The 16,850-nt window shown below is 70.8% G+C and carries 12 protein-coding genes; 4 read left to right on the plus strand and 8 right to left on the minus strand.

From position 1 onward, the window contains the following. Positions 1 to 498 carry an outer membrane protein assembly factor BamE gene (locus ACYCO6_RS29520; RefSeq protein WP_459766007.1) on the plus strand — a complete coding sequence of 166 codons (498 nt, stop codon included), beginning with the start codon at positions 1 to 3 and terminating at the stop codon, positions 496 to 498. On the opposite strand, the gene ACYCO6_RS29525 is transcribed toward ACYCO6_RS29520, so the two are convergent. The 8 genes from ACYCO6_RS29525 to ACYCO6_RS29560 form a co-directional block, all read right to left on the minus strand. Continuing rightward, a complete protein-coding gene (locus ACYCO6_RS29525) occupies positions 435 to 1,154 on the minus strand; it encodes an HAD hydrolase-like protein (RefSeq protein ID WP_459766009.1) in 720 nt (239 codons plus the stop codon). The genes ACYCO6_RS29520 and ACYCO6_RS29525 overlap by 64 nt on opposite strands. Position 1,155: 1 nt before the next feature. Next, the gene (locus ACYCO6_RS29530) at positions 1,156 to 3,069 is read right to left on the minus strand and encodes a PAS domain S-box protein (protein WP_459766011.1); all 1,914 of its coding nucleotides are present in this window, start codon (positions 3,067 to 3,069) and stop codon (positions 1,156 to 1,158) included. A gap of 87 nt (positions 3,070 to 3,156) precedes the next feature. Continuing rightward, on the minus strand, positions 3,157 to 4,248 hold the full coding sequence (locus tag ACYCO6_RS29535) for an alkene reductase (protein WP_459766013.1): 1,092 nt from the start codon (positions 4,246 to 4,248) through the stop codon (positions 3,157 to 3,159). A 193-nt stretch (positions 4,249 to 4,441) separates the two neighbouring features. Further along, positions 4,442 to 6,586: a sodium-translocating pyrophosphatase gene (locus ACYCO6_RS29540; RefSeq protein WP_459766015.1), complete on the minus strand. Its 2,145-nt coding sequence runs from the start codon at positions 6,584 to 6,586 to the stop codon at positions 4,442 to 4,444. A 469-nt stretch (positions 6,587 to 7,055) separates the two neighbouring features. Continuing rightward, complete coding sequence (gene thiL / locus ACYCO6_RS29545; protein WP_459766017.1) at positions 7,056 to 8,051, minus strand: thiamine-phosphate kinase; 996 nt, start codon at positions 8,049 to 8,051, stop codon at positions 7,056 to 7,058. 3 nt (positions 8,052 to 8,054) lie between these two features. Beyond that, entirely contained in the window at positions 8,055 to 8,645 is a 591-nt protein-coding gene (gene nusB / locus ACYCO6_RS29550; protein WP_459766019.1) for a transcription antitermination factor NusB, read from the minus strand. An 11-nt stretch (positions 8,646 to 8,656) separates the two neighbouring features. Continuing rightward, on the minus strand, positions 8,657 to 9,151 hold the full coding sequence (gene ribH / locus ACYCO6_RS29555) for a 6,7-dimethyl-8-ribityllumazine synthase (RefSeq protein ID WP_459766021.1): 495 nt from the start codon (positions 9,149 to 9,151) through the stop codon (positions 8,657 to 8,659). 232 nt (positions 9,152 to 9,383) lie between these two features. Further along, positions 9,384 to 12,320: a bifunctional [glutamine synthetase] adenylyltransferase/[glutamine synthetase]-adenylyl-L-tyrosine phosphorylase gene (locus ACYCO6_RS29560; RefSeq protein WP_459766023.1), complete on the minus strand. Its 2,937-nt coding sequence runs from the start codon at positions 12,318 to 12,320 to the stop codon at positions 9,384 to 9,386. Between the two features lie 425 nt (positions 12,321 to 12,745). Between ACYCO6_RS29560 and chpT the strand changes: the two genes are divergently transcribed. From chpT to ACYCO6_RS29575, 3 genes are all read left to right on the plus strand, one after another. Further along, a complete protein-coding gene (chpT, locus tag ACYCO6_RS29565) occupies positions 12,746 to 13,456 on the plus strand; it encodes a histidine phosphotransferase ChpT (protein WP_459766025.1) in 711 nt (236 codons plus the stop codon). 103 nt (positions 13,457 to 13,559) lie between these two features. Continuing rightward, entirely contained in the window at positions 13,560 to 16,286 is a 2,727-nt protein-coding gene (locus tag ACYCO6_RS29570) for a hybrid sensor histidine kinase/response regulator (protein ID WP_459766027.1), read from the plus strand. A 63-nt stretch (positions 16,287 to 16,349) separates the two neighbouring features. Further along, on the plus strand, positions 16,350 to 16,847 hold the full coding sequence (locus ACYCO6_RS29575) for a chemotaxis protein CheW (protein ID WP_459766030.1): 498 nt from the start codon (positions 16,350 to 16,352) through the stop codon (positions 16,845 to 16,847). Positions 16,848 to 16,850 lie beyond the last annotated feature (3 nt).

The following is a 16,850-nucleotide window of genomic DNA, read 5'->3' on the forward strand; positions in this document are numbered from 1 at the left end:
ATGCGGCGCCGTCTCGTCCAGTCCTTCGCGCGCCTCGCCCTGCTCGGCCTCGCGGGAGCCGGCCTGTCCGGCTGCATCGGCGAAGAGCTGCGCCACGGCTATCAGGTCGATCAGGCGGCGCTCGCCACGATCAAGCCCGGCATGGGCCCCGAGCAGGTGCTGCAGATCCTCGGCACGCCGTCGACGGTGTCCACGGTGGGCAACAAATCCTGGTACTACATCTCCCAGAACACCCGCCGGACGATCATGTTCCTCGGCGAGCAGGTGGAGGACCAGAAGGTCACGGCGGTCTACTTCACCCCTGCCTTCAAGGTCGAGCGCGTCGCACTCTACGGCCTGCAGGACGGGAAGGTGTTCGACTTCATCGAGCGCACCACGCCGACCAGCGGCGCCGACCGGGCCTTCCTCAGCCAGCTGTTCCGCGGCCTCACCCGCTACGAGCCGTTCGGCAGCGGCAACGGCGCCAGCGTCGTGCCGGGCGCGAACCGCGGCATGTAAGCCGCGTCGCCCGCCACGAGGCGGGCGATCTCCGCGGGCTCGGCGAACAGATGCTCGGGGCCCAGCGCCGCCAGGGCCTGCGGATCGGTATAACCCCAGGCCACGGCCCCGAACGGGCAGCCGAGAGCGCGCGCCGCCTCCAAGTCGCGGATCTCGTCACCGATGCAGAGTGCCCGGTCGGGAGCGACCCCCGTCCGCGCAAGGAGCGCCCGAAGCCGGCGCGCCTTGCCGAAGACCGAGGCTCCGCAGGCATAGGCACCGATGCGGGCCGCATTGTCCGGCCCGAGCACGCGGCGGACCGTGTCGGCGCGATTTGACGACAGGATCGCCAGCGGCACGCCGGCGGCCGCGATCTCGGCCAGCATCGCCGATATGCCGGGAAACAGCGCGATCTGCGCGGCATCGCGCGCGGCCAGCGCGTGCATATGGCGGGCGATGAACGGCAGCTTCCAGCGCGGAATGCCGAGATGGGCCACGATCGCGCGAGCCCCCTGAAGGCGCAATCCCTCGACCTCGTGGGCCTCGACCCGGCAGAAACGGTAGCGGTCGGCGACCCCGTTCAGGACCGAGCAGAACCAGTCGAAGCTGTCGGCGAGGGTTCCGTCGAAGTCGAGGACGACGAGACGCGGCCCGAGCACACCCGGTTGCCGGGCCATCTCAGGTCCGGAGATTCTCGAGCGGGACGCTCAGGCGCATCAGGAGGCCGCCGGGCGCCCAGTCATGTTCCAGCACGCCGTCGAGCTGGCCGGCGACGCTGCGCTCAGCCAGCACCGTGCCGAACCCCTTCCGGGACGGGGCGCCCGCGACCGGCGGTCCACCCGCCTCCTGCCACGTCAGCGTGTAGCGGTCCGCCTCCCGGTGGCCGCTCAGCGAGACGCCGCCCTCCTTGGTGGAGAGCCCGCCATACTTCATCGCGTTGGTGGCCTGCTCGTGCATGATCAGCGCGAGGGCGGTCGCGGTGCGCTCGCCGATCTCGGCGTCGTCCCCAGAGATGACGACCCGGGGACGACCGCCCTCGGCGTAGGCGGCCATGATCAGGCGCATGAGCCCGAACACCGTCTGGCCCGCCACCGCAGGGGCGCTCTCGGGCGAATGCGGGCGGACATATTCATGGGCCTGCGCGAGGGCGCCGAGCCGCTCGCGGAAGGCGGTCGCGAACGGCTTGGCCGCCGGATCGCTGCGGGCGGTGAGCACGGCGAGGCCGCCGACCACCGCGAAGATGTTCTTGATCCGGTGGGACAGCTCACGGATCAGGAGGTCACGGGCCTCCTCGGCGCGCTTCACCTCCCGCAGGTCGCGGGTGACGGTGGCGTAGCCGACCTCGGCCCCCGTCGGGTCGCGCACCGGGAAAATGTTGTACAGGACCGCCACCGGCTCGCCCGTGGCGAAATGCCGGAAGGCCAGTTCCCCCTCCCAGTAGCCGTCCCGGCGCACCGCCGGCATCACGGTCCCGGCCAGGACGCGGCGGCTGTCGTCGGTAAAGAAGTCCGGGATCCTGTGCCGGCGCGCGGCGGCGAGGTCGGGCAGGCCGACGAGCGCCAGGGCCGCCTCGTTGAGGTGGGTGATCTCGCCCTCCAGGGTGCAAAGGCCGATGAAATCCTTGGAGGTCTCGACGATGACCGCGAGCTTGCGTGCCTCGGCCTCGGCCCGCTTCAGATCGTCGATGTCGGTGCAGGTTCCAAACCAGCGCTCGATCCGCCCCTCGGCGTCCCGGATCGGCATGGCGCGGCCCAGCGTCCAGCGATAGGTGCCGCTGCGATGACGCAGGCGGTACTCGATCTCGTAGGGCTCGCCGGTGGCGAGCGAGTGGCGCCAGCGCGTCCAGGCCCGCTCCTGATCCTCAGGATGGAACACGTCATTCCAGCCCGCCCCGTCGGTGGAGCCGTAGGGCATCCCGGTGAATTCGTACCAGCGGTCGTTGTAATAATCGTGGAACCCGTCCGGGAGGGTGGTCCAGACCATCTGGGGCATCGCCGCGGTCATCACCCGGAAGCGGCGCTCGCTCGCGGCAACCTCCGCCTCGCGGGCCGCCACCTGGGCGAGCGTCCGACGGTGTTCGAGGAGGCTGGAGATCTGGCGCGCCAGGGCGATCAGCGTGGCAGTCTGCTCCGAATCGAGGCCGTCCGGACGCGGGGACCGGTCGAGCACGCAGAGGGCGCCCAGCGGGATGCCCTGCCCGCCGCGGATCACCGCGCCGGCGTAGAACCGGAACCCCTGCGGACCGCTGACCAGCGGATTCTCGACCGTCCGCGGATCGGCCGTGAGATCCGGGATGACGAGCATGTCGCCCGCCTCGATCGTGTGGGCACAGACCGAGCAGTTGATCGGCAGCTCGCGCTTGCCGAGCCCCACCTCCGACTTGAACCATTGCCGCTCGGCATCCACCAGGCTGACGAGGGCGACGGGCGCGCGGCAGACATGGGCGGCCACCCGGACGAGATCGTCGTAGAGCGGCTCCGGCTCGGAATCGAGGATCGCGAGATCGCGCAGTTCCGCGATCCGATCCGCGGCGCTCCAGGCGCCGACGGTCGGTTCGGAAGCCGCGAGCGCGTGAGGTGCCGGCACATCCATGGTCCGTTCCTCACATAAGTTGCTTCCGCCCCCCTGCCTAGGTGCCGCCGCGCACAGGAGGGGCGCGGCGGCCGATCGCGGGTCGCCTTACGCCGCGCGGGCCTTGGTGAGGGTCGGGTAGTCGATGTAGCCCTCCGGGCCCTGGCTGTACCACGTGGCGGCGTTATCCTTGTTGAGCGGCGCGCCCCTGGCGATCCGCTCGACCAGGTCGGGATTGGCGATGAAGGTGCGCCCGAACGCGATCGCGTCGGCCTCGCCGGCATCCAGCACCTTCTGGCCGCTGATCCCGTCGTAATCGGCGTTCAGGATCATCGGGTTGCGGAATACGCGCCGCATCGCCGGGGCGATCGGCGGATGATCGGCCTTGCCAAAGGTCCCGTCCGGCCCCGGCTCACGCATCTCCAGGAAGGCGATCCCGACATCGGCGAGCGCCTGGGCGGCGGCCACGAACAGCGGCTCGGGGTTGGAATCGTTGCAGCCCTGGATTGCGCCGTTCGGCGAGAGGCGCACGCCGGTGCGCTCGGGCTTGGCCACCTTGGCCACCGCCTCGGTGACCTCGCGCAGGAGCCGCACGCGGTTCTCGATGGAACCGCCGTACTGGTCGGTGCGGTGGTTGGTGCCGTCGCGCAGGAACTCGTCGATCAGGTAGCCGTTCGCCGCGTGGATCTGCACGCCGTCAAAGCCCGCCGCCAGGGCGTTGGCGGTGGCGCGCTCGTAGTCGGCGAGCAGCCGCGGGATCTCGGCGACCTCGAGCGCGCGCGCCTCGGCATAGGGCCTCTTGCCGGAATAGGTGTGGGCCTGGTCCGGCGCCGTGGTGGCGGAGGACGAGACGGGCTTGGCGCCATCGAGGAAGTCCGGATGCACCAGCCGGCCCATGTGCCAGATCTGGCAGACGATCTTGCCGCCCTTGTCGTGCACCGCCCTCACGATCGGCCGCCAGGCATCGACCTGGGCGTCGGACCAGATGCCCGGCGCGAACGGCCAGCCGAGCCCTTCCTGGGAGATGCCGGTGGCCTCGCTGATGATCAGGCCGGCGCCGGCACGCTGCGCGTAGTACTCGGCCATGATGGGGGTCGGCACGTGCTCGCGCGTGCCGCGGCCGCGGGTGAGTGGCGCCATGAAGATCCGGTTCTTCGCCTCGATGGCGCCGATACGGATCGGGTCGAGCAGGGACGGCATGGGTTACCTCGTGCTGGTGCGGCGCAGGCCGCGTCCGGTTTATTCCGGCGCCGAGGTGGCGCTGCGGCGCGGCGATGCCAAGGTGCAATGCAGCAAGAACGGCAGGGGCGTGCGGGGGCGCACATGCCGGCATGCGAAGGGCCGGGCCCGCTCGGAGCCCGGCCCTGATCGCAGGCCTGGGTTTCAGCTGCCCTCAGCTGTGCGCCAGCACGGCGAGCAGCAGCAGGGCGATGATGTTGGTGATCTTGATCGCCGGGTTCACGGCCGGACCGGCCGTGTCCTTGTAGGGGTCGCCCACCGTATCGCCGGTCACCGCCGCCTTGTGGGCCTCCGAGCCCTTGCCGCCGTGGTGGCCGTCCTCGATGTACTTCTTGGCGTTGTCCCAGGCGCCGCCGCCGGAGGTCATCGAAATCGCCACGTAGAGGCCGGTCAGGATCACGCCCAGCAGGCTCGCACCCACGGTGGCGAAGGCTTGGTTCTTCCCGGCGATGAGTTGGATCACGAAGAACAGCACCACCGGCGACAGAACCGGCAGCAGCGACGGGACGATCATCTCCTTGATCGCCGCCCGGGTCAGCATGTCGACGGCCCGGCCGTAATCGGGCCGGTCCGTGCCCTGCATGATGCCGGGCTTGGCGCGGAACTGACGCCGAACCTCCTCGACCACCGCGCCCGCCGCGCGCCCGACCGCCGTCATGGCGATGCCGGCGAACAGGAACGGGATCAGGCCGCCGAGCAGCAGGCCGACCACCACGTAGGGGTTGGACAGCGAGAAATCGACGCTGACGCCCTGGAAGAAGCGGTACTGCGTCGGGCTCGCATTGGCGATGAAGTAGTTGAGGTCAGACGTGTAGGCGGCAAACAGCACCAGCGCGCCGAGGCCCGCGGAGCCGATCGCGTAGCCCTTGGTCACCGCCTTGGTGGTGTTGCCGACGGCGTCGAGAGCGTCGGTCGACTTGCGCACCTCGGAGGGCAGGCCCGCCATCTCGGCGATGCCGCCGGCATTGTCGGTGACCGGCCCGAAGGCGTCGAGGGCCACGATGAAGCCCGCGAGCGCCAGCATGGCGGTGACCGCGATGGCGATGCCGAAGAGGCCTGCGAGCGCATAGGTGCTGATGATGCCGGCCACGATCACGATGGCGGGCAGCGCGGTCGCTTCGAGGGAGATCGCCAGGCCCTGAATCACGTTGGTGCCGTGGCCGGTGACCGAGGCGGTGGCGATCGACTTCACCGGGCGGAAATTGGTGCCGGTGTAGTATTCGGTGATCACCACGATCAGCGCCGTGATGGCGAGCCCGATCACCGCACAGCCGAACAGGGCGGCCGAGGTGAAGGTGACGCCGGTCGACGTGGTGAAGGACGTCGCGAAGCCACCCAGCAGGGTCATGTTGACCAGCGCGATGGCCGCGATCGACAGGACGCCGGCCGCGATCAGGCCCTTGTAGAGCGCACCCATGATCGACTGGTTGGCTCCGAGCCGCACCGCGAAGGTGCCGGCGATGGAGGTGACGATGCAGGCGGCGCCGATGGCGAGCGGGTAGAGCATCATCGACTCCAGCACGTCCCGGCCGCTGCCGGTGGGGCCGGAGAAGAAGATCGCGGCCAGCACCATGGTGGCCACGATGGTGACCGCGTAGGTCTCGAACAGGTCGGCCGCCATGCCGGCGCAGTCGCCGACGTTGTCGCCCACGTTGTCGGCGATGGTGGCGGGGTTGCGCGGATCGTCCTCGGGGATTCCGGCCTCGACCTTGCCGACGAGGTCGCCGCCGACATCCGCTCCCTTGGTGAAGATGCCGCCGCCGAGGCGCGCGAAGATTGAGATCAGCGAGGCGCCGAAGCCCAGAGCCACAAGGGCGTCGATCACCTCGCGGCTCGACGGGTCGAGGCCGGCGCCGCGGGTGAGATAGAGATAGTAGAGGGCGACGCCGAGGAGCGCGAGGCCGGCGACCAGCATGCCGGTCACCGCCCCCGACTTGAAGGCCATGTCGAGGCCGCCGCCGAGCGAGGTCGAGGCGGCCTGGGCGGTGCGCACGTTGGCCCGCACCGAGACGTTCATGCCGATGAAACCCGCCGCGCCCGACAGCACGGCGCCGATCAGGAAGCCGATGGCGACCTTGATCCCGAGGAAGACGGCGAGCAGCACGAACAGGACCACGCCGACGAGGCCGATGGTCGTGTACTGCCGCCGGAGATAGGCCTGCGCGCCCTCCGCGATGGCGGCGGCGATCTCCTGCATGCGCTGGGTACCGGCGTCGCGCCGCATCACGTCGAGGATCGTGACGATGCCGTAGGCGACGGCACAGAGCCCGCCCACGATGATCAGAACCAAGGGAATCATTCGACCGTCCTTGTTATTATCGTGCCTGGCGTGGGCTTGTGATTGTCGAGCTTGGCCGCCTGACGACGGCCATGGGACGTGGTGCTCGGATTCGGGGCTTTCCTTCCCAGAACAATGCCTTGATTGCCAAACTTCGCCGGAGAGCGCAAACGCCAAGTTTCACGTTGTTTGCAGCGCAACGCACGAATGCTGCGCTGCGCAAGGCCGGAACTGTCAAAGCCGGCGAACTATCTTGCAGAATGCAGAATTGACGGCCGTGACCTCCCGCTCTCGGGAGCCGAGATGACCCGGCGGGCCGTCACCTCGGGACCGCGCAGCGGAGCGGGAGATCCAGAGCCGCCGAGGTACCAGGCCGTGCATCGGCGGCGCGTGCGAATTCCGGGTTCGCCTGCCCCATCCCGGGATGACCGCGCAGGCGCCAAGCCGGGCGGCCCCCTGCCGGCCCGGACCCGGTCGGCCCGCGACCGGCTCAGAAGTGGCTGAAGGATCCGGCCGCGAACAGGCGCGTAGCGCCGTCGCTCAGCTCAAATCGGGGCGGCCCGTCGCCTGACGTGACGGCGCCGATGGCGGTGAGCGCGACGCCGGCCTCCGCCATCTCGGCCCGGACGGCTTCGAGGTCCTCCGGTGCAACTGCGCAGAGGATCTCGTAATCGTCGCCCCCGGTCAGGACCGCGTCGATCAAGGTGGGATCCGCCCTGCAGGCGCGCCCCGCCGGCTCCGAGAGCGGTACGGCGGCCACGTCGATCCGGGCCGTGCGTCCCCTGCCCAGCATCTTGGCGAGGTCGCCCGCGAGCCCGTCCGAGACGTCCATGGCGGCGGTGGCGTGACGGCGGACCGCATGCGCAGCGGCGAGGCGTGGCTGCGGATGCAGGTAGCGATCGGCCAGCACCGCCCGCTGCGCCAGATCGAGGGCGGACGCCCAGGCCGCCTCGGGCTCGAGGCGGAGCCGCAGGCCGAGCGCCGCATCGCCGATGGTGCCGGTGACGCAGATCCGGTCCCCGACCCGCGCCGTGGTGCGCCGGACGATCGCGCCGGTCGGCACCTCGCCCATCAGGCTCACCCCGATGAGCGCCGGGCCGCCGGCGCGCACGGTGTCACCGCCGAGCAGCGGACAGCCCGCCTCAGCGGCGGCCTCGCCCAGGCCGGCCGAGAAGGCGGCGAGCCACTCCTCCGTCCAGTCGTCAGGGAGCGCCAGGGTCAGAAGGAACCCGCGCGGCACGGCACCCTTGGCGGCGATGTCGGAAAGGTTGACGCCGAGCGCCTTACGGGCGACCGAGGCCGGCGGATCGTCCGGGAAGTAGTGGATCCCGGCCACGATGGCGTCGGCGGTGAGCACGAGATCGTGCCCCGGCGCCGGGGTCAGGGTCGCGGCGTCGTCGCGGAGCCCATCCGCACCCGGCCCCGCCAGCGGGGCGAAGTAGCGGGCGATCAGCCCCTCCTCGGAGGTGCGGCCCGGCCCGGCCAAGGCTCAGGCCTTCTTGGCCGGCGGCTTCCCGGAGGGAGACTTGCCGGGCAGCGGCTTGGAGGAACCCGGCTTGCCGGAGCTCTTGGCGGCTCCGACCTCGCCCGGCCGCACCTCCCGGGCCACCCGGTCCAGCACGGCGTTGACGAGGCCCGGCTCGTCGGCCGTGTAGAAGCTGTGGGCCACGTCGACATATTCCGAGATGGCCGCAGCGACCGGCACGTCGGGCCGGAACATCAGCTCGTAGGCCCCGGCCCGCAGGATCGCCCGGAGCACGATCTCGATGCGTCGCAGCGGCCAGCCCTGGGCGAGCGCCTGGTCGAGCTTGGGGTCGATGGCCCGCTGCTCCTCGACCGTGCCGCGGAGCAGGTCGCGGAAGAAGGCGGTCTCGGCCGGGGGATGGGCGATGCCGTCGACCTCCTGGCCGATCCAGAAGGCTTCGAACTCGGCGAGCGCGTCGAGGACGCCCTTGCCGGAGATGTCCATCTCGTAGAGCGCCTGCACCACGGCAAGGCGGGCGCCGCTGCGCGGACTGATCTTGGCCGTGTCGGCCGCCTTGGCGCCGTCCTCGGCGGGAGTATCGGTGGTCCCGGTCATGTCGGTTTCCATCATCGCCGGCGCGCCGTCTCGGCCGCGCGCTTGAGCGCGAGCACACCGAGCGCCGCCTCGGCCGCCCCGCCGCCCTTGTTCATCTCGGCGACCCGGGCCCGGGCCAGGGCCTGCGCCTCAGTCTCGACCGTGAGGATGCCGTTGCCGAGGGGAATGCGGCGCTCGACCGAGAGGTCCATGAGCGCGCGGGCGCTCTCCCCGGCCACGATGTCATAGTGGCCGGTCTCGCCGCGGATCACGCAGCCGAGCGCCACCACGGCGTCGTAGGGCTCCGCGTCGAGCAGGATCGCCACGGTGGCGGGGATCTCCAGGGCGCCCGCCACGGTCACAACGGTGGCCTGCGCGGAGGCCGCCTCGATCGCCGCGCGGGCGCCGGCGAGGAGCTCGTCGGCGATCACGTCGTAGTAACGCGCCTCGACGACGAGGATTCGGGCACCGACCAGTGCGGGATCCTGGGGGCTGGGCGCCGTATCGGCGCGGGTATGGGCGACCATGGCTCTCGTCCGGCCGGGTTTTCGGGGGCTGGCGGGCCGCGCATCGGGCGCCCGCGTGGGGGAGGACGGTTAGACCGAAGCGGCCGGCGCCACAAGCGGCGGCGCCGCGTGGCGGTTCTTCCGCTGGGTCCCGGCTCCGGGATCGTGGAGCGGGAGCCCGCGCACGATCGCCGGCGATCCATGTCCGACCGCGCCCATCCGCACGCGAAGCCCTGGATCCGCAGGGGCGCCTCTAGGGATTCACCCCCTTGGTCACCGACCGCCTGATCCGCGCGAGAAGCGCGCGGCTTCGGCGCCGGTGCCGGCGCAGCTCCGCCGCGAGGCCGCGGGCATCCGGCAGGTTCATGGCCTTGGCGATCTGCCGGGCCGCCGAATCGGAGGGGGCGGAGGTGGGATCGGCCATCACCAGCCGCTGCCACTGGTAGACCGCGTCGAGGAACCCGTAGGTCTCGGCGAGGGGCTCAGCCGTCGCGGCGGGCAGCAGGCCGCGCGCACCGGCCCCGCGCAAGACATCCTCCGCGCCGAGGCCGATGCAGGCGGGCCAGTCCCGCGCGTGACTCAGCACGATGGCCTGAGCCAGGAAATCGAGGTCGAACAGCGCGCCCGGCGCGAGCTTCAAGTCGTAGGGGCCGGCATGACCACGCTCCTTTGCGACAAGGGCCCGCATAGCGCCCGCTTCGGCGCAGACCTGAGCGGGGTCGCGCGGGCGGGCGAGGGTCCCGGCGATCTCAGCCGTGACTGCCGCGCTCAGAGTCTCGTCGCCCGCGATGACCCGGGCGCGGGCGAGCGCCATGTGCTCCCAGGGCTCAGCCTCGTCGCGGTGGTAGGCGGCGAAGCCGGTGAGCTGCACGGCGGGCGGGCTGTGACTGCCGTAGGGCCGTAGCCGCAGGTCGACCGCGTAGAGCCGGCCGCGCCGGGTGGCGGTGGTGAGCGCCGCGAAGAGGCGCTGCGCCAGCCGGTTGTAGGCCACCACGGCGTCGAGGGGGCGCCGACCGTCGCTCGTGCGGTTCTCCGGATCGAAATCGTAGAGGAACACGAGGTCGAGGTCCGATTCCGCGCTGAGCTGCCGCGACCCGAGCCGACCGAGGGCGAGAACGCAGCACCGACCCTTCGGCACCGCGCCGTGGTCGATGGCGAAGCGGCGCTCCTCCGCCTCCAGGCTCAGCGCCACCGTCGCCTCGGCGATGGCCGTGTAGGCCTCGCCGGCTTGGTGCGGCGTGAGGATGCCCGACAGGAGCCGTGCCCCCGTGACGAACGACATTTGTCGGGTGGCGTCCCGGCAGCGGTCGAGGAACTCCTCGTGGCTCGCCGGCTGCCCGACGAGGGCCCGGTACTGCGCGCGGACCTGTCCGGGATCCGTGGTGGGCGTCACGAAGTCGGCGTCGAGCACCGTGTCGAGGACGTGCGGGCTGAGGCCGACCGTGTCGGCGAGGCGCGGCGCTGTCCCCAGGATATCGGCGAAGAGAAGCCGCAGGCGCTCGTGGGAGCGCAGGATCGCGAGGAGTTCCGCCACCGCAGGCATCCGCGCGAAGGCCCGGTCGAGGGCCAGCAGCGCCGCGTCCGGATCGGTGGTGCCGCCGAGCGCCCGGAGCAGCGCCGGGAGCATCTCGGCGAGGATCTCCCGCGCCCGGCCAGTGCGCAGCGCCGGGCGGCGGCCGCGGTGCCAGCCCTGCACGGTCTCCCAGGCTAGGGGTGGGTCGCGGAACCCGAAGGCGCCGAGCCGCGCCAGGGTGGCGGGCTCCGGCTCGTTCTCGCCGAACGCCAGGGCGCCGCCATCCTCTCCGGCCTCCGGCTCGGCTTCGAACAGGAGCGCGTAATGGGCCTGGACCTGGCCGGCATGGTGGAGCAGCGCCGCCTCGAACGCCGCCAGATCGGGGAAGCCCGAGAACAGCGCCAGCGCGGTCAGCGCCTCGGTCCCGGTGGGCAGGCGCTGGGTCTGCTCGTCCCGGACCATCTGGATCCGGTGCTCGAGCGTGCGCAGGAAGGCGTAGGCAGCGGTCAGCTCGTCCCGGGCCTGCCCGTCGATCCAGCCCTCGGCGACGAGCTCGGCGAGCATCTCGACCGTGCGGCGGCCTCGCAGCCGCGGCTTGCGGCCGCCGAAGACGAGCTGCTGTGTCTGGACGAAGAACTCGATCTCCCGGATGCCGCCGCGGCCGATCTTGATGTCGTGTCCCCCGACCGCGATGGTCTCGTGACCGCGGACCATGTGGATCTGCCGCTTCAGGGCGTGGATCTCGGCGATGGCCGGGAAGTCGAAATGCCGCCGCCAGATGAACGGTGCCAGCTCGGCCAGGAAGGCCTGGCCGGCCGGGATGTCGCCGGCGATCGGCCGGGCCTTGATGAAGGCGGCCCGCTCCCAGTTCTGGCCGAGGGTCTGGTAGTAGTCGAAGGCGAAGACGGTGGAGAGCGCCACCGCGGTGGAGCCCGGGTCCGGCCGCAGGCGGTAGTCGATGCGGTGGACGTAGCCGTCGGCGGTCCGGTCGGACAGGAGCTTCACCAAGCCCTGCGCGAGCTTGACGAAGAACGCCTTGGGGTCTCCGCCCGTCGCGGCCGCGGCGCGCTCGGATTCGTAGAAGACCACCAGGTCGATGTCGCTGGAATAGTTCAGCTCGCAGCCGCCGAGCTTGCCGAGCCCCAGGACGATGAGGCCGGACCCGTCCTGCGGCCGGTCCGGGTCCGCCGGCGTGAAGCGCCCGGCCGCCATGCCCTGCCGGAGCAAGGCCTCGGCCGCCGCGCCCACCGACGCGTCGGCGAAGGCGGACAGCGCCCGGGTGACCGCATCGAGGTCCCAGCAGCCGCCGAGATCGGCCAGCGCGACCAGGAGGGCGTACGCCTCCCGGTTGCCGCGCAGCCGCCGGCCGACCTCGGCGAGGTCGGGATTGACCCCGCAGGACGCGCCGACCGCGCGCTGCCGCGCGATGATGTCCCGGCTCGCCGCCTCCGGCTCCTGCCCAAGCAGCGCGACGAGGCGATCCGGCGACCGGGCCGCTGCCTGCCAGAGGAAGGGCGAATGATCGGCGAGCCCGAGCAGCAGGTCGCGGCACGGGGGGGTCAGGAAGCCGGCCGGGAAGGCCGGCTCAATCTCGGCGAGCCGCGCCCGCGCGGCTTCCGGATCGGCGAGCCGGAGGCCGGGCCGCAGGCTCTCGCGCAGGGTTCGGGCGGTCTGCATGCGATCAGCCCGGCCAGTCAGAGGCGCCGCACGCCGCCGGGGCTGCGCGTCCTGCGCGGGCGTGCCCGGGCGAGGGCCGAGGCGTGCCGGATCCCGGTTTCATGTCTCACGCCGATTCCTCCCTGGCTCGACGGGGCCGGCACCTTACCCGATCCTGCCCGTTCCTGTCCGGTTCCGTATTTCCGGCCGCGGCCCTGACTGCGATCTGGGCGCCGGCCCGGCCGCTCCGTCAATCCCGGTAACGCTTTTCAAAGCGGACCGTGGCGTCTATCCGTGCGGGCCGGTCCATCGCCCCCGGTCTGGCCTGCAGGCCGTGCGGGGTCTCTCGGGTGCCCGATCGCGGGATCGGGCACCCGAGACCCGGAAGCTCCGATCGGAGCTCCGGCCCGCAGACATCCGAATCCCAGATCCGCCCGGAGCGCACCATGTCCTCCCCGAACTCGCCCACCCTGAACCTCGACAGCCTCGATCTCGCGGCCCTGCTCTGCTCCCGCGTCTGCCACGACGTGATCAGCCCCGTCGGCGCGATCGTGAACGGGCTCGAGGTCCTGGAGGACGACCAGGACGAATCGATGCGGACTTTCGCGCTGGAGCTGATCGGCAAGAGCGCCCGGCAAGCCTCGGCGCGGCTGAAATTCGCCCGCATCGCCTTCGGGGCGGCCGGCTCGGCCGGCGCGTCGATCGACCTCGCCGACGCCGAGAGCGTGGCCAAGGGCATGTTCGCCGACGACAAGACCAAGCTGACCTGGAGCGCGCCGCAGGCTCTGTTTCCGAAGAACAAGGTCAAGCTGCTCCTCAACCTCGTGATGATCGCGACTTCGGCGATCCCGCGGGGCGGCCTCATCGACGTCGTCGTCTCGGGCGACGGCGAGGCGCCGACCTTCGTGCTCAAGGCCAAGGGCTCGCATGCCCGCATCCCGCCGCACGTGGAGGAACTGATGGCCGCCCGCCCCGAGAGCGGCACCGTCGACGCCCACGGCATCTTGCCGTTCTATGCCGGCCTCGTCGCGCGGGCCGCCGGCATGGATGTGCAGTTCGCGATCCAGGATGATGAAGTGACGATCACGGCCGCGCCCGCAGTGATCGCAGCACCCACCGTGACCGATGGTGAGGCTTCGGACACAGCGCTCGCGTGAAGTTCTGAAAAACATCTCTGCGGGGCGGGAATCGAAACGCTTCCCTAACCCCGCGCGAGTAAGTACGTTGCGCGAGACCTTCTCCGCGTAACGAGTAGCGCCTATGGACGACCTGCTTCGCGAGTTTTTGACCGAGAGCGGGGAGCATCTCGACACGGTCGATGCCGAACTGGTTCGGTTTGAGCAGGACCCGAACAACGAAACAATTCTTCGGAACATCTTCCGTCTCGTCCACACGATTAAAGGAACCTGCGGGTTTCTGGGCCTTCCGCGCCTGGAGGCCTTGGCGCACGCTGCCGAAACCTTGATGGGTCGATTCCGCGACGGCCTGCCCGCCACCTCGGCTTCGGTCACGCTGATTCTGCTGACGCTCGACCGGCTGAAGGCGATCCTGGCCGATCTCGAAGCCACCGGGACCGAGCCGTCGGGGTCTGACGAGGACCTGATCTCCGCGCTGGAGCGCATGGCCGAAGGAGCGTCCGAGCCGGAGCAGGTGGCCCCGCCGCTGCCCGAGCCGGTGCTGCCCGAGCCCGTGTCCCGCGAACTCAAGCCCGGCGAGGTGTCGCTGGATGAGCTGGAGGCCGCCTTCCTGGCCGCTCCGGGTCCCGACGAATCGGATTTCCTGCCGCCGCCGGTCGCCCCGATGGCGGCCGCACCCGTCCCGGGCGAGGCTCCTGCCGCTGCGACGAAGAGCGAGCCCAAGCGGCTTGAGGCGGTCGAGGCCGAGAAGGCCGAGCCGGTCCGCGCCGAGAAGGCCGAGGGTACCGAGGGCGAGGCGACCGCCGCCGCCAAGAACCAGACGATCCGGGTGAACGTCGACACGCTCGAGCACCTGATGACCATGGTCTCGGAGCTGGTGCTGACCCGCAACCAGCTCCTGGAGATCGCCCGACGGCACGAGGATTCGAGCTACAAGGTCCCGCTGCAGCGGCTGTCGCACGTCACCGCCGAGCTGCAGGAAGGCGTGATGAAGACGCGCATGCAGCCGATCGGCAACGCGTGGCAGAAGCTGCCGCGCGTGGTGCGCGACCTCTCGGCCGAACTCGGCAAGCAGATCGACCTCGTGATGGTCGGCAACGAGACCGAGCTGGACCGGCAGGTCCTGGAAGTGATCAAGGACCCGCTGACCCACATGGTCCGCAACTCGGCGGATCACGGCCTCGAATCGACCGCCGAGCGCGTGGCCGCCGGCAAGCCCGCCCGCGGCACGATCCGGCTCGCCGCCTATCACGAGGGCGGCACGATCACGATCGAGATCGCCGACGACGGCAAGGGCCTGAACCTCGCGGCCATCCGCAAGAAGGCGGTGGAGCGCGGGCTGGCCTCCCAGGCCGATGTCGAGCGGATGACCGACGCGCAGGTCGCCAAGTTCATCTTCCACGCCGGCTTCTCGACGGCGGCGGCGGTGACCTCGGTCTCGGGCCGCGGCGTCGGCATGGACGTGGTCAAGACCAACATCGAGACCATCGGCGGCCTGATCGACATCGCCACCACGGCGGGCCGCGGAACCACCTTCACCATCAAGATCCCGCTGACGCTTGCCATCGTCGCCGCCCTGATCGTGCGGGCCGGTGAGCACCGCTTCGCCCTACCGCAGGTGGCCGTACTGGAACTGGTGCGGGTCGATGCCGGCGCGCAGCGGGTCGAGCACATCAACGGCTCGCCGGTGCTGCGCCTGCGCGAGCGGCTGCTCCCGATCGTCTCGCTCACCGGCCTGCTCGGACAGTCGAGCCCCGGCACGGAGACCGAGCAGGCGGGCTTCGTGGTGGTCGCCCAGGTCGGGCGCGAGCGCTTCGGCATCCTCGTCGACGAAGTCTTCCACACGGAGGAGATCGTCGTGAAGCCGATGTCGGCGAAGCTGCGCCACATCCCGATGTTTGCCGGCAACACGATCCTGGGCGACGGCGCCGTCGTGCTGATCGTCGATCCCAACGGCGTGGCCCGTCAGGTGGCGCAGGGCGTCCAGGGCAGCGGCGGCCACATCGACTCCGATGTCGACGAGGCGGTGGAGGTGGCCGACACCAAGACCACGCTCCTGGTGTTCAAGGGCGGCCAGGGCAGCTTCAAGGCGGTGCCGCTGTCGCTGGTCACGCGACTCGAGGAGATCGAGTGCGCCAAGGTCGAGTGGCTCGGCGGCCGCGCGCTGATCCAGTACCGCGGGCGGCTGATGCCCCTGGTCCCGGCCGACCCGGCGATCACGATCAAGTCGGAGGGGACCCAGGCCCTGGTGGTGTTCTCCGACGGCGAGCGCGCCATGGGCCTCGTGGTGGACGAGATCGTCGACATCGTCGAGGAGCGCCTCGACATCGAGATCGCGGCCGACCGCTCGGATCTGATCGGCTCGGCGGTCCTGCGGGGCCGGGCCACCGACATCATCAACATCGCCCATTTCCTGCCGCTCGCCTACGACGACTGGGCGCGCGGCCTGAAGCGGCCCGAGCAGCTCTCCACGGTCCTGCTGGTGGACGACTCGGCCTTCTTCCGCGACATGCTGAGCCCGGTCCTGAAGGCCGCGGGCTTCCAGGTGATCACGGCGGCGAGCGCCGATGCGGCTCTAGCGACCCTCCAGTCCGATCCGAAGATCGAGGTGGTGGTCACCGACCTGGAGATGCCGGGCCGCAGCGGCTTCGACCTCGTCGCCGCCATGCGCCGCGCCGAGCCCCGGCTCGCCGCCCTCCCGGTGATCGGCCTCTCGGGCGCGATCGGCGCCGACGCGGTCGAGCGCGCCCGGTCCCTGGCGATCAACGACCTCGTAGCGAAGTTCGACCGCAGCGGCCTCATCGCGGCCCTTGCCGAGCTCGGCGCCGCGACGATCTCGAAAGCCGCCTGATCCCAGAGCCGCCCGCCCCAAGTCGATCGAAAAGATCGACACGATCGAAATCGGAGAGTTCTGATGCAGGCTGCCAACGCCAACGGCACCGAGAGCGGTGCCACCGACGATTTCGTCACGGTCTATGTCGGCGACACCCTGTTCGGGTTGGCGATCGAGCGGGTCCACGACGTGTTCGTCCCGTCCGGCGTGACTCCGGTGCCCCTGGCCCCGGCCGAGATCGTCGGCCTCCTGAACCTGCGCGGTCGCGTGGTCACGGCCCTGTGCCTGCGCCGGCGCCTGGGCCTGCCCGACGCCGAGCCCGAGGCGGACGGCACCAGGGCCAATCCGAAGATGGCGATCGGCCTGGAACAGGGCGGCGAGACCTTCGCCCTCGTGGTCGACGGCGTCGGCGAGGTGCTGAAGCTCGGCGCCGACAGCCGTGAGGCGGTGCCGATCAATCTGGATCCCCGCTGGCGCGACCTCGCCACCTGCGTCCACCGGCTCGACGGTCGCCTCCTGGTGATCCTCGACGTGGACGCGCTCCTCGGCTTCACGGCTGCCGGCGCCAAGGCGGCTTGAGGG

It is taken from the genome of Methylobacterium sp. CM6257 (genome assembly GCF_054611515.1).